At 62.0% G+C, this 13,658-nt stretch carries 11 protein-coding genes; 3 read left to right on the forward strand and 8 right to left on the reverse strand.

Annotated elements, in window-relative coordinates:
• Positions 1 to 174 precede the first annotated feature (174 nt).
• From tssH to tssA, 8 genes are all read right to left on the reverse strand, one after another.
• Positions 175 to 2,829, reverse strand: coding sequence for a type VI secretion system ATPase TssH (gene tssH / locus ACQY47_RS15155; protein ID WP_169988091.1), 2,655 nt, complete (start codon positions 2,827 to 2,829; stop codon positions 175 to 177).
• Positions 2,822 to 3,865 carry a type VI secretion system baseplate subunit TssG gene (gene tssG / locus ACQY47_RS15160; RefSeq protein ID WP_017135819.1) on the reverse strand — a complete coding sequence of 348 codons (1,044 nt, stop codon included), beginning with the start codon at positions 3,863 to 3,865 and terminating at the stop codon, positions 2,822 to 2,824. The genes tssH and tssG overlap by 8 nt, the downstream gene beginning before the upstream one ends.
• The gene (gene tssF, locus ACQY47_RS15165; protein ID WP_099550248.1) at positions 3,829 to 5,688 is read right to left on the reverse strand and encodes a type VI secretion system baseplate subunit TssF; all 1,860 of its coding nucleotides are present in this window, start codon (positions 5,686 to 5,688) and stop codon (positions 3,829 to 3,831) included. Before tssF ends, tssG begins: the two co-directional genes overlap by 37 nt.
• Positions 5,685 to 6,200: a type VI secretion system baseplate subunit TssE gene (tssE, locus tag ACQY47_RS15170; protein ID WP_026013585.1), complete on the reverse strand. Its 516-nt coding sequence runs from the start codon at positions 6,198 to 6,200 to the stop codon at positions 5,685 to 5,687. The genes tssF and tssE overlap by 4 nt, the downstream gene beginning before the upstream one ends.
• A gap of 78 nt (positions 6,201 to 6,278) precedes the next feature.
• On the reverse strand, positions 6,279 to 6,767 hold the full coding sequence (locus ACQY47_RS15175; protein WP_005792512.1) for an Hcp family type VI secretion system effector: 489 nt from the start codon (positions 6,765 to 6,767) through the stop codon (positions 6,279 to 6,281).
• Positions 6,768 to 6,939: 172 nt separating this feature from the next.
• A complete protein-coding gene (tssC, locus tag ACQY47_RS15180; protein ID WP_017135822.1) occupies positions 6,940 to 8,436 on the reverse strand; it encodes a type VI secretion system contractile sheath large subunit in 1,497 nt (498 codons plus the stop codon).
• A 2-nt stretch (positions 8,437 to 8,438) separates the two neighbouring features.
• Positions 8,439 to 8,945 (reverse strand): type VI secretion system contractile sheath small subunit, encoded by a 507-nt coding sequence (gene tssB / locus ACQY47_RS15185; protein WP_017135823.1) that lies wholly within the window; start codon positions 8,943 to 8,945, stop codon positions 8,439 to 8,441.
• A 54-nt stretch (positions 8,946 to 8,999) separates the two neighbouring features.
• The gene (gene tssA / locus ACQY47_RS15190) at positions 9,000 to 10,019 is read right to left on the reverse strand and encodes a type VI secretion system protein TssA (RefSeq protein WP_017135824.1); all 1,020 of its coding nucleotides are present in this window, start codon (positions 10,017 to 10,019) and stop codon (positions 9,000 to 9,002) included.
• 393 nt (positions 10,020 to 10,412) lie between these two features.
• On the opposite strand from tssA, the gene tagH reads away from it, so the two are divergent.
• From tagH to tssK, 3 genes are read left to right on the forward strand one after another with little or no spacing between them, the layout of a single operon-like run.
• Positions 10,413 to 11,735: a type VI secretion system-associated FHA domain protein TagH gene (tagH, locus tag ACQY47_RS15195; protein ID WP_428549969.1), complete on the forward strand. Its 1,323-nt coding sequence runs from the start codon at positions 10,413 to 10,415 to the stop codon at positions 11,733 to 11,735.
• A 56-nt stretch (positions 11,736 to 11,791) separates the two neighbouring features.
• Positions 11,792 to 12,301, forward strand: a complete 510-nt coding sequence (gene tssJ / locus ACQY47_RS15200; RefSeq protein WP_099550251.1) for a type VI secretion system lipoprotein TssJ — start codon at positions 11,792 to 11,794, stop codon at positions 12,299 to 12,301.
• Positions 12,302 to 12,319: 18 nt separating this feature from the next.
• Positions 12,320 to 13,654: a type VI secretion system baseplate subunit TssK gene (gene tssK / locus ACQY47_RS15205; RefSeq protein WP_428549974.1), complete on the forward strand. Its 1,335-nt coding sequence runs from the start codon at positions 12,320 to 12,322 to the stop codon at positions 13,652 to 13,654.
• Positions 13,655 to 13,658: the final 4 nt, after the last annotated feature.

The raw sequence follows: 13,658 nt of genomic DNA on the forward strand, positions 1-13,658 counted from the left end.
AATACCTAAATAACTGAAGAAACCGAATCCAACTGTGGGAGCGGGCTTGTGTGGGAGCCGGGCTTGCCTGCGATGCAGTCACCTCGGTGTGGCAGGCGCACTGAGGTGATGCTATCGCAGGCAAGCCAGCTCCCACACAAGCGCACTCCCACAGTTGAATTGCGTTCCGTCAGGTCAATCGCTGAAGTCGTAGTGCAATTCATTATCCCGGCTGCTGATACGCACACCCGCCAGTGCCTTGCCTTCGAGCATGCGCGTAAGAAACTCACGGCTCATGTCCGGCAGCAGGCTGTTGGTGAGAATGGTGTCGATCATGCGCCCGCCACTTTCGGTTTCGGTACAGCGCGAGACGATCAAATCGACCACCGCGTCGTCGTAATCGAAGGCGACTTTGTGGGTGTTCTCCACGCGCTTTTTGATGCGGCCCAGTTGCAGGCGGGTAATCGCCTTGAGCATTTCGTCGCTCAGCGGGTAATACGGAATCGTCACCAAACGGCCCAGCAGTGCCGGCGGAAAAATCTCCAGCAGCGGTTGGCGCAGCGCCTTGGCGATTTCTTCCGGCTCCGGGATGTTCGCCGGGTCTTTGCACACGTGGGAAATCAGCTCGGTACCGGCGTTGGTGGTCAGCAGGATCAGGGTGTTCTTGAAGTCGATCACCCGGCCTTCGCCGTCCTCCATCACGCCCTTGTCGAACACCTGGAAGAAGATCTCGTGCACGTCCGGGTGGGCTTTTTCCACCTCGTCCAGCAGCACCACGCTGTAGGGTTTGCGCCGCACCGCTTCGGTCAGCACGCCGCCTTCGCCGTAGCCGATATAACCCGGTGGCGCGCCCTTGAGTGTGGACACGGTGTGGGCTTCCTGGAACTCGCTCATGTTGATGGTGATGACGTTCTGCTCACCGCCGTACATGGCTTCGGCCAGGGCCAGGGCGGTTTCGGTCTTGCCCACACCCGAGGTGCCGGCGAGCATGAACACGCCAATCGGCTTGCTTGGGTTATCGAGCCCGGCGCGGGAGGTCTGGATGCGCTTGGCGATCATCTGCAAGGCATGGTCCTGGCCGATGATGCGTTTCTTCAGGTGCTGGTCGAGGTTGAGCACTGTCTCCAACTCGTTGCGCGCCATGCGGCCCACCGGGATGCCGGTCCAGTCGGCGACCACCGAGGCCACGGCCTGGTAATCCACGGTCGGCAAGATCAGCGGGGTTTCGCCTTGCAGCGCAGTGAGGCGTTGTTGCAGGTCGAGCAGTTGGGCGCGCAACTCATCGTTGCCGCTGTCTACCACGCCAGCTTTTTCGCGCAAGGTCGCGCGAGTTGCCAATAGCTCATCAACCAGGGTTTTTTCTTCGGCCCAGCGGCTTTCCAGAGTCGCCAGGCGCTCACGTTCGGCGCTCAGCAAGGTTTCGCTATTGGTTTGACGCGCACCAATGGCGATACCGATGGCATGCTCGCGGGCGATGATTTGCAGCTCGGTTTCCAGCGCTTCAATGCGACGGCGGCTGTCGTCCACCTCGGCCGGGACCGCATGCAAGCTGATGGCGACGCGGGCGCAGGCGGTGTCCAACAAGCTCACGGATTTATCCGGCAACTGGCGCGCCGGAATATAGCGATGCGACAGTTTCACCGAGGCTTCCAGCGCTTCATCGAGGATCTGCACCTGATGGTGTTTCTCCATGGTCGAGGCCACGCCGCGCATCATCAGCAGCGCTTTGTCTTCCGACGGCTCGGCCACCTGTACCACCTGGAAGCGGCGGGTCAGCGCGGGGTCTTTCTCGATGTGTTTTTTGTACTCGGCCCAGGTCGTGGCGGCTACGGTACGCAAGGTGCCACGGGCCAGTGCAGGCTTGAGCAGGTTGGCGGCATCGCCAGTCCCGGCGGCGCCACCGGCACCTACCAGGGTGTGGGCTTCGTCGATAAACAGAATGATCGGCTTGGGCGAAGCCTGCACGTCTTCGATGACCTGGCGCAGGCGCTGTTCGAACTCGCCCTTCATGCTGGCACCGGCTTGCAGCAGGCCCACATCGAGGCTGCGCAGTTCCACATCCTTGAGCGCAGGCGGCACGTCACCGGCGACGATGCGCAGGGCGAACCCTTCGACTACAGCGGTCTTGCCCACGCCGGCTTCGCCAGTGAGGATCGGATTGTTCTGACGTCGACGCATCAGGATGTCCACCAGTTGGCGGATCTCTTCATCACGCCCCACGATCGGGTCGAGTTTGCCACTGCGCGCTTGTTCGGTCAGGTCGACGGTGAAGCGCTTGAGCGCTTCCTGTTTGCCCATCGCACTCGGCGCCATGGCACCGCTGGCTTCGCCAGGTACGCCGGCGTTGAAGCCATCGCTGGCGCTCAACGCATTCTCCGGTGAGTCGCCGACGTATTCGTCAAAACGCTCGCTCAAGGCTTCGGGTTTGATCTTGTCGAACTCGGCGGACAAGCCCAGCAGCGCATGGCGCAGGCTCGGCGTCTTCAGGATACCCAGCACCAGGTAGCCGGTACGCACCTGGCTTTCGCCGAACATCAGGCTGCCATAGACCCAGCCGCGCTCTACGGCTTCTTCCACATGCGACGACAAGTCGGTGATCGACGTCGAACCACGCGGCAAGCGGTCCAGCGCTTCGGTCAGGTCACGGGCCAGGCGCGCCGGCTCCACGTTGAACTGGCGGATGATGCGGTGCAGGTCCGAGTCCTGCAGTTGCAGCAACTGGTGAAACCAGTGGGCCAGTTCCACATACGGGTTGCCCCGCAGTTTGCAGAACACGGTGGCGGCTTCGATGGCCTTGTAGGCCACGCTGTTGAGTTTGCCGAACAGTGCGGCGCGACTGATTTCACCCATGCTCTGGATTCCTTGAGGTAGTGGCGTGATCGGCGTAATGCCGGGCCAGGATTAGGTCGTTGGCGTCATGCTCGGGTTGGCCGAGCCAGGTGTTGAAGCCCAGGCGGAATTGGCCATTAAGTTGTAGCTTTGGGACTTCGGGTTGTTGCAAAACCAGGTTCAAGTCCCAGTCCAGTTCATGGCCCAGGTACTCGGCCACCCACGCCACCAGCTCGTTGAACGGCTGGCTGCCGGGCAGCATGCCCATGTAATCGTCCAGCTTGAGCGGGCCGAGGCGGATGCGGAATTTATGCTGGCGATCCCACACATGGCTGCCCAGGCAAAAGTCCACGCCCAACTGGTTGGCGCTGACACTCACGCGGCTGCGCTCTGGCAGTTCCAGCCACTGGCCGACGTATTCTTCAATCTCTACCGGCAGGCCGAAGTACTCGCTGAGAATGGCCTTCAAGCCGTCCGGGTAGCGGGTTTGCGCCGACAGGTGGCCGCTGTAGTGCAGCTTCGCGGTATCCGGAATCAACCCCTGGTTGAGCAGGCTCGGCATGCCTCGACCACACAGCGCTGCGAGGCGCGCGGACCAGTAGTCATCATCCGGGCGGTCGTGGCTGACGGTCGGTCGTGCCTCGGCCCAAGCCCGGTAAAACAGGCTGAGCAGGCGATGGTGGAACACATCCAAAAACTGTTTGCTGGTGCTGTCGGCGTTGTTGCGCTGGCGTTCGCGCACGTACTCGGTGATATGCAGCGGCAACGGGCCGTTGGGGCCGCCGAGGCCGAAAAAGAATTGCTCCAGCCGCGCTGGTTTGCCATCGCCGCCAGGGTCGACCGAGGCCAATGTGGCCGGTGCGAAGGTGCAGTCCGCCTGCTGCCCCAGGCGCAGCGGGTCATCGGCCAGGCGCAGGGAATGGCCCAGGCGCGGCAGCGCTGGCGATTCGCACTCGATACGTCGCAGCGCCTGGAAGAAATCGTATTCCCAGGGCTCCTGATGCATTGCATCCAGTGTGTTCACAGGGTCGGACGTCGACCGGGCTTGGCTTTCCATCGCATGATCTCGCCGCGTTCGGTGGTACGGATCACCGTCTCGGTAAAGCTGTTGATCGACACATAACGTGCCAGGAAGCGTTCCAGCACCGCACCGAGCAGGAACACGCCGGTGCCGCGAAACGCGTTTTCATCGAATTCCAGGGTGATTTCCAGACCGCGCCCAAACACGATCGGGCCGGGCATCGGCAGGCGCCGGGTCACCGCTTTGCTGCTGACCTCACGCAAACCTTCGATCTGTAATTGCAGCGCCGCGTCGTTGCTGTCGCCATACAAGCGCAACAGTTCGCGCAAGGCGCCGGCGCCCTGGCCTTGTTCGCTCAGCGACAGGTAGTTGAGCGACAGCTGGCTGATCAGGCGCCAGGCCTTGGCGTCATGGGCATGGCTGGCACGCGGACGACTCGGCCCGGCCACGCAGCGCACCGACAACACCGGCGCGCTGTCGGCCAAGGTGAAGTCGGTCTTGCCGTTGCCCACGCTCATGAACAGCGGCAAATCGCGGTTGGTACACAGCGCGGTCACGCCGAGCTGGCGCAAATCATGGCGGTACGGCGCTTGCTGGCTGTCGACCAGGCTGACAAAGGTTTCGCTGCCCACATAGGTAGAGCGCGGGCCGTTACGGCGTTGGTCGCTGGACAACACGCGAGGTTCACGGCGCAGGGTGTAGTACGCCTGGTCGCGGCCATAACGCGATGGATCACGCACCGCATAGAACGGCAGGAACGGCTGCTCCGGCCCAGTGCCATGGCCGGTGATGCCGCTCAACGAGTGAATTTCGAAATCCATCGGCCGCGTGCGGTCGGCGATGACATGGTGTTCGTTGACACGGTCCGACAGGTGAATGCGGTCCACGCGTTTGGGAAACAAGTTGATCGCCGGCGTGCAGAACGGCATGAACTGGGCCGCGCCGACGCTGCCTTCCAGGCTCGGCTCGTGACGGTCGAACAGCACGATCAGCTCCAACTCCTGGCCGTCGCAGCGTTTCACCGCACGGCTCAGCTGCGCGAATTCAACGAACAGGAAGCGGTGGGGCAGGGCGAAGTATTCCTGCAGTAGCCGATAACCCTGAAACGCGCGCGCCACCACCGGCATGGCCGCATCGGCATCGTCAAAACCACGGGAGCGCAGCGCGTCTTGCGGCAGGCGCTCGACCCAATCACCACCGGGTTTGCGAGCAAACACGGCGCAGGCGTTGCCGAGTAACTGTTCGTAGAGCCGAAACGGCTGCTCATCGGCACCGCTGAGGTACAGCGGCAGGTTATCGAGGTCGAGGCTGTTGAAGGGTAATTCGGCGCCGGTGCGCAGAGTCAGGCGCAGGCCGGCTTTGGCTTTGGGCTCGCTGGCGGCCAGGCGTCCCAACACAGCGGCGGGGTTGCCGAAGTACTCAGCATTACTGACTTGCAACGGCCACAGCGTCACCGGGTGCGCGGTGCGGTACTCGCAGCAGGTCTGGGTTTCGCGGCCCAAGGCGGCGCGCAACACTGTGTCGCGCGGCAATAGGAAACCACTGGCCAGCGAGCCTTCGTCGGGGTCGGTCTGCATTTGCACCACGGTCATCGACGGCGTGGGTGCCAGGTAGTGCGGGTAAGCGATTTCCAGCAGGTTATGGGTGAAGGTCGGGTACTCGGCGTCGAGCTTGAGCTGCACCCGGGCAGTCAGGTAGGCAAAGCCTTCGAGCAAGCGTTCGACGTACGGGTCGGCGCAGTCCATGCCGGACAACGTCAGCCGACTGGCGATCTTCGGGTATTCCTTGGCGAACTCGGCGGCGCTTTCGCGCACGTGGTGCAGTTCCTGGTTGTACAGCTCCAGCAGGCGCGGGTTCATGGGCGCCTCCGCTGATCGGCATTGACCACACGCACATGCCCGGATTCCAGGTCGAGGTCGGTTTGCAGCAGCAGGCGCAACGGCACCGGCTGCGCCCACAGGTCGCCTTCAATCTCGAAACTCAGCGCGTTGTGGTTCATCTCGCCATGGCCCACGCGGGCTTTTACGCGCAGCGTGTGGCGCAAAATACGTGGTTCAAAAGTGGCAATCGCCTGGTAGATCAGGGCTTCCAGGGCTTTGATATCCACACTGGAAACGCTGTTGCCCGCCAGCGCAGGCAGGCCGTAATTGACCACCGATGTGCCAGCCGGGGTGTGCAACGTGGCATCGGCGTCGAGGAGCGACGTGGTGTTAAGCAACCACGCCAGGTCACGCAGCACCGAGGCTTTTAATTGGGTCAGGGACAGCACGCGTTTGTCGGCGCTTTCCTTGAGGTTGGTCGGGTCATCGTCGGTCAGCCGGTCCAGCAGGGACGGTTGCAGACGGTCGCGGGAAGCGATTTCAGTTACCACCAAAGCAGCTCCACGGACGGGCTAAGAGAGGGACAAGGTGCCAGGGGCCGCAGCGAGGTGCTGCGGCCGCCAGGGCTATCAGCGCTTGGTGTTGGAACGGATGTTCCAGCCAAACTTGATCGCGCCGCCGTCTTTGGTGCCGTCGGCTTTCTGCGGCTGGTAGTCGACCATCACCTGGGCAAAGTTCAGGGTGACGTTTTCGGTCAGGCGATCATCGGTGCCCGAGCCGCCGGTGCTCAGGGACGTGACCAGCACTTCTTCCAGGTTGATCACCATGTACTCGACCTGGCTTTCGCCGCCGGCCTTGCGCACGGTCAGCTTGACCTTGTCGATGTGCTTGCCGCTGGCGCAGTGCATCATCAGGTTGGGCGAAGCCTTGTCGACGTACTTGGTCAGCGACAGGTCCTGGATATTCACCTTGCCCGCGCCGCCACCGCCGCCCACATGCATGTTGCCGGACTGGGCCATGCCCCAGCTCCAGTTCAGCACGTCGATTTCGTCCTTGTGGGCCTTGTCCATGGACTCGCCCTTGATGTCGCCGATCTTGATGAAAATATCAACAGCCATGTTTTCTCCCTGTGTGGCACGGGCCACTGAATTTGGTGATGCCCAAAGGGGCAATGCTGTTCTGTGGGAGCTGGCTTGCCTGCGATTGCATCACCGCGGTCTGACTGACAAACCGAGGTGCCTGCATCGCGGGCAAGCCCGGCTCCCACAGAAGAGCCGGTTCAACCGTTAGTTATGCGCTTTTTGCCGAAGGCAGTTTCGATACCAGGCGCAACGACACGGTCAGCCCTTCGAGCTGGTAGTGCGGGCGCAGGTAGAACTTGGAGTTGTAGTAACCCGGGTTGCCTTCGACGTCTTCCACGATCACCTCGGCGGCGGCCAACGGGTGCTGGGCCTTGGTGGTTTCGGTGGAGTGCGCAGGGTCGCCGTCGACGTAGTTGAGGATCCAGTCCTGCAACCAACGCTGCATCTCGTCCTTCTCTTTGAAGGAACCGATCTTGTCGCGCACGATGCACTTCAAGTAGTGGGCGAAGCGGCAGGTGGCGAACAGGTACGGCAGGCGCGCGGCCAGGTTGGCGTTGGCGGTGGCGTCCGGGTCGTCGTATTCGGCCGGTTTCTGCAACGACTGGGCGCCGATGAACGCGGCGAAGTCGGTGTTTTTCTTGTGCAGCAGCGGCATGAAACCGTTCTTCGCCAACTCCGCTTCACGGCGGTCGCTGATGGCGATTTCGGTCGGGCACTTCATGTCCACGCCACCGTCATCGGTAGGGAACGTATGGGCCGGGAGGTTTTCCACTTCACCGCCGGATTCCACGCCACGGATGCGCGAGCACCAGCCGTAGTGTTTGAACGAGCGGTTGATGTTCACCGCCATCGCGTAGGCGGCGTTGGCCCAGGTGTACTTGGAGCTGTCGGCGCCGTCGGTGTTTTCTTCGAAGGCGAAGGCTTCCACCGGGTCGGTCTTGGCGCCATACGGCAGGCGCGCCAGGAAGCGCGGCATGGTTAGGCCGATGTAGCGCGAGTCTTCCGATTCACGCAGCGAGCGCCAGCCAGCGTATTCCGGGGTGGTGAAGATCTTGGTCAGGTCGCGCGGGTTCGACAGTTCCTGCCACGAACCCATGCCCATCACGGTGGGCGAAGCAGCGGCAATGAATGGCGCGTGCATGGCGGCGCAGACCTTCGACAACTCACCCAGCAGCTCGACGTCCGGTGGAGACTGGTCGAAGTAGTAATCGCCCACCAGGCAACCGTACGGTTCGCCGCCGAACTGGCCGTATTCTTCTTCGTACATCTTCTTGAAGATCGGGCTCTGGTCCCACGCCGTGCCCTTGAATTTCTTCAGGGTCTTGTGCAGTTCAGGTTTGGCGATATTGAGCACGCGAATCTTCAGTTGCTCGTCGCTCTCGGTGTTGTTGACCAGGTAGTGCAGGCCACGCCAGGCGCTTTCCAGCTGCTGGAAATCCGGGTGGTGGATGATCTGGTTGACCTGGGCGGTGAGCTTGGCGTCGATGGCGGCGATGATCGATTCGATCGACTTGATCGCGTCATTGGAGACCAGGTCCGTCTGCGCCAGGGCTTGTTCGGCCAGGGTGCGCACAGCGGTTTCCACGGCTTCGCGGGCACGCTCGGTCTTGGGTTTGAATTCTTGCAGCAGCAGGTTGGCGAACTCGCTGGCTTCTTCGGTAGCACCCAGGATCTGGCTGCCTTCGCGGGCGGTATTGTCGGTCATGATTACTGGTCCCCTGCTGGCTTAGGCGCGCTGGCAAGTGCCTGAAGCAGTGCCGGGTCCTTGATCGCCTTCATGATGATTTCTTCAGCGCCGGTCTTGCCGTCCATGTAGGTCAGCAGGTTGGCCAACTGGGTGCGGGCTTCGAGCAGTTGCTTGAGCGAATCGACTTTGCGGGCCACGGCGGCCGGGCTGAAGTCGTCCATGCTTTCGAAGGTGATGTCCAGGCTCAGGTTGCCTTCGCCGGTCAACTCATTCGGTACGTGGAACGCTACGCGTGGCTGCATGGCCTTGAGGCGCGAGTCGAAGTTGTCGACGTCTACCTCAAGGAACTTGCGATCAGCCACAGGCGCCAGCGGCTCGGCAGGCTTGCCGGCGAGGTCGGCCATCACGCCCATCACGAAGGGCAACTGGACCTTTTTCTCGGCGCCGTAAAGCTCGACGTCGTACTCGATCTGCACTCGAGGCGCACGGTTGCGCGCGATGAATTTCTGAGAACTTTGCTTCGCCACGTTGCTGCTCCTGGTCGCTTGAGCGACGGTGTTGTTACTGCACAGTCCGGCGGCTTATTCGCTTTCCGGGCCGCGCAGGTTTTCAAATTGGGACATGCCGTCGGGGATCAGATTGCGCACGATGGCCGCAAAGTCGGCGTGCACCAGATGCTTCGCCCGGTTCAGCAGCACCGGCAGCGGGCTCGAAGGCTCGTGCCGGGTGTAGTACGCAAGGATCTTGTCGAGGCTGCGCAGCACGTCATCGCGGGTGGCGATGTCGCCCGTTGGGCGCGGTGCTGCGGGGGCGGCGGCGAAATCGACCGAGGGGGCATTGTCTTCACTGACAGCCTCGGGTTCGCTGCTGCCTGCAGGGTCGGGTACGGCTTGATTGAGGATCTGCAGCGCCTGCTTGAGCGGTTGCTTCAGCAGGCTCAGGTCCACGCCCTGGGCCGAGCCGACCTGGTCGCTGACCTGTTGTTCGATGGCCTCGCAGGCGGCACGCGCGGCGCTCAGGGCGTCGCGCGTGGCTTGCAGCTGCTCGGGGTCGCTGTCGAGGAACGCGGCGTTGAGTTGCTGGGCGCCGAGTTGTTCATCCGGGAAGTTCGACAGGCCGCTGGCGTTGAGCGCCGCGCGCAGGCTCACTGGCCCAAACGTGCGCGAGCGCGTGAGGATGCTCTCGCGCAGCAAGCGTATGGTTGCGTCGCTGGTCAAGCCGGACAGGGCGTTGATGCGCACGGTGGGGTCGTTATCGTCGTCGGCATCCAGGCGCGGGTACAGGTCGGCCCAGTATTCGCGCAGCAGCGCGTTGATCAACGTAAGGACTTCGGCAAGCCCGGCCACACCCTGGAGGGCGAGGGAGCTTTGCAACAGGAAATGGGTGATGCGCAGGTCTTTGCTGCGTTGCAACAAGTCGAGGCTTTGCTGCTGGATGCTGCGCCATTGCGGTGGTTCGGCGGGCAGGATCGAGTCGCCCATGCTGCGCTCGGGTTGGCCCTTGGCGTCACGTTCCAATTGAAGGAATTGCGCGTCATATTCCATGTCTTCACCACAGGGCGAAGTCGCGGAAACGGCGGCGAGCAGCAACGGCACATCCACTTGATTCGATCTCCTTATCAGCCCGTTAGACGGCGGGCAATGCATGCATAAGTTACGCAATGAACTTTGCATGTTTTCTTGGTCATATATTCAGTGCGCCACTATTGCGCCATCACTTATGTTCAAGAAGTTGTGCATTTTTGGTGTAGTAGTTACGCGTTGTCAAGGTAAGCTACTCGCCCTCTGTGACAGATGTGCGGTGTTTAACACACTGCGCGACTGACGGGTCTGACGGCGGCCCAGGACAGGGTTTTTGTCACAGAAGCCGGTTAAGATCAGCAATCATGCTGACAAAAGCAGATTTTACGGTCGTTTGCACGACTTGGCAGGGCGCTTGCGGGAGGCGCCCTCCCTTGGAATAGACCGCGCGCGATGTATCAGCAAGGAGGCAAGATGTCGCTGTGTTTGACTATCACTAGTTATCACAAGATTACCCCTGGGCAATGCCCTGAAAAGTCCATGGATCAGGGCGTGATGGCTATTGGCCGCAATTCCGACAATGACTGGGTACTGCCTGACCCAGAGCGGTTAGTCTCCTCGCAACATTGCGTTATTCAATACAAAGATGGCCGTTACTACCTAACCGATAACAGTACGAACGGCGTGGAGCTGGTTAAGGCCGGCATCCGAATGCGTAGAGGGAACAGCGAGCCGTTGCAAGATGGCGAGTTGATCCGCATCGGCGATTACGAGATCCAGGCACGTATCGACTTCAACGTGCAGGCGCTTGATAGCCAGCCGTTCAGCGGCGATTCGCCGAACAGTTTTGAAGCGCTGATGGGTGCGGTGGCGAACAAGCCTGCACCTGCACCTGTGATCGCGCCGCAGTTCCAGGGCGCCTCGTCGATGGACACGCTGCCGGACCTGTTCGACTTCCTCACTCCGACCACCGTGCCGCCGCCAACCGTGGCGGACCACGTACCCAGCGAGCAGCACGATTTTCGTCCGCCAACGCCGGTCGCGGTGCCTGTGGTCGAGCAACCCGTGGTGTCGGGCTCGGTTATTCCTGAAGACTGGGATTTGTTCGGCGACACGCCCGCGCCCGTTGTTGCGGCGCCACAGCCGGTTGCACCACCTGAACCGCCAGCAGCGCCGGTCGTCCAGCCAACCGCTCCGGCTATCACCCAACAGCCCGACTTGCTGCAAGCCTTCCTGCGCGGCGCCGGGCTGGACCAATTGCGCCTCGACAAGGCTCAAGCCGAAGCACAAATGGAAAGCATCGGCCGCAGTTACCGCCTGATGGTCGAAGGCCTGATCGACGTGTTGCGTGCCCGCGCGAGCCTCAAGGGCGAGTTCCGCATGCAGCAGACGATGATCCAGCCGGCTGAAAACAATCCGTTGAAATTTGCGCCGAATGCTGACGAAGCCTTGCTGCTGCTGCTTCGTCATGGCAACCAAGCGTTTATGGCGCCGGACGTCGCCGTGCGCGAGAGTTTCGACGACCTGCGCGCTCACCAACTGGCGGTAATGGCCGGTGTGGAAGCGGCGATCAAACACCTGCTCACGCGTTTTGAACCGGCACAGCTGGAAGAGCGCATGGGCAAGCCCGCCGGGCTGTCGAGCCTGTTCAACGGCTCGCGCCAGGCGCAGTACTGGCAGCAGTTCACTGAGCTCTACAGCAATATTTCCCGTGAGGCCCAGGAAGATTTCCAGGACCTGTTCGGTCGCGAATTCAGCCGAGCATACGAAGAACACAGCGCACGACAGCGACGCTAAAACGCGCCGCAATAATGGATAAAACGGATAGCTAAGTACGTCATTGAGGACGCAGGATGATTCCCAGGTTTTTACTCGCAGCCGCCACCGCGCTGTTGCTGACGGCGTGTGCCAAGGACGCGGTCAAACCCGAGGTTGCCGCTGAAGCCGAAGCGGGCACTGCCGCCGTCGAGCTGCACTTTCACGCCATTGCCGGGCTAAACCCCGGCGCCAACGGCCAGGCTGCTCCGGTGCGGGTGCGCATTTTCGAACTGAAGAACGCCGCCACCTTCAGTCGCTCCGACTACTTCGCCTTGGCCGATCGCGCGCAATCCACCCTTGGCCTGGACCTGCTGGACCAGGATGAAGTGATGATCCAACCCGGCCAGCAACTGAGCATCCAGCGCGACCTTGACCCTTCCACACGCCAGATCGGCTTGTTGGTGGGCTATCGCGAGCTGGACCGCGCGCAATGGCGCACGGTGCTCACGGTTCCGGCGCGCCAATACACCGAATATCAGATCAGCCTCGATGTGCGCGCCGTACGCGCCGACGTCGTGGTTCCCCCATCCAGCCCTGCCCAATAAGAAACCCTCGGAGCCCCCATGTCCTGGAACAATCGCGTGGTCTGGTCGGAAGGCATGTTCATCGGAACGCAGCACTTCCAGCAGCATGACCGTTACCTGGAAAACCTCATCGACGCGCGCAGCCGACCGTTGTCCGCCGGTGCCTGGGGCTTTTCCGAGTTGCTTATTGATCAGGGCCTGCTGGCCCAGGGCAAGCTGGCGATCGTGTCGGCGCGTGGCCTGTTGCCCGACGGCACGCCGTTCAATATCCCCCAGGATGATCTGGCGCCGAGCCCGCTGAATATCGACGACAACCTGCGCGACGGCCTGGTGTACCTGGCCTTGCCGCTCAAGCGCGCCGGTGCGCGAGACACGGTGGATGAAGGCGAAGCGCTGGAAGCGGCACGGTACGTCAGCCAGGTGCGCGAAGTGCGCGACGATAACGCGCCGTTTGAAAACCGCGCGCCAGTGGCTGTGGGTTCCCGAGCGCTGCGCCTGTTGACCGCGCAGGATGGCATCAGTGACTACGCCGCCATCGGCCTGGTGCGCATCAAGGAAAAGCGCGCCGACCGTGCACTGGTGCTGGACGATACTTACATCCCACCGGTGCTGGACGTGACCGCGAGCAAACCACTGACGGCCTTTCGCAGCGAACTGCTCGGCCTGCTGCACCAGCGCGGCGAAGCCCTGGCGGGCCGCGTGGTCGCCTCGGGCGCGGGTGGTGCTTCGGAAATTGCCGACTTCATGCTGCTGCAGTTGGTCAACCGGGCGCAGCCGCTGATCCAGCATTTGAGCCAGTTAAGCCCGCTGCACCCTGAGCGGTTTTTCAGCGAGCTGGTGAGCCTGGCGGGTGAGTTCGCCACGTTTTCCACCACGGGCCGGCGCCCGCAGGAATACCCGCAATACCAACATGATGACCTGGCCCTGAGCTTCGCCCCGGTGATGGCAGCGTTGCGTGAAGCCTTGTCGATGCTGATCGACAGCAAAGCCACGCCGATCCCGATTGTGGAAAAAGCCTATGGCATCCACGTGGCCATGCTCGCCGACAAAACCCTGCTCGACAGCGCCAGTTTCATCCTCGTGGTACGCGCCGACGTGCCCGGCGAAACCCTGCGCGCGCGCTTCGGCCAGCAGAGCAAAGTTGGCTCCGTGGAGCACATCCGCGACATGGTCAACCTGCAATTGCCAGGCATCGGCCTGCTGCCGTTGCCGGTTGCGCCCCGCCAGATCCCGTACCACGCAGGCAGCACCTATTACGAGCTGGACCGTGGCAGCGAGCACTGGCAGCAACTGAACAACTCCGGCGGGTTTGCCTTCCATATCGCCGGGCAGTTCCCGGGCTTGAACCTGGCCTTCTGGGCGATCCGAGGATAATTGG

Source organism: Pseudomonas edaphica, assembly GCF_965277385.1.
In the GTDB taxonomy this organism is placed as follows: Bacteria; Pseudomonadota; Gammaproteobacteria; order Pseudomonadales; family Pseudomonadaceae; genus Aquipseudomonas; species Aquipseudomonas edaphica.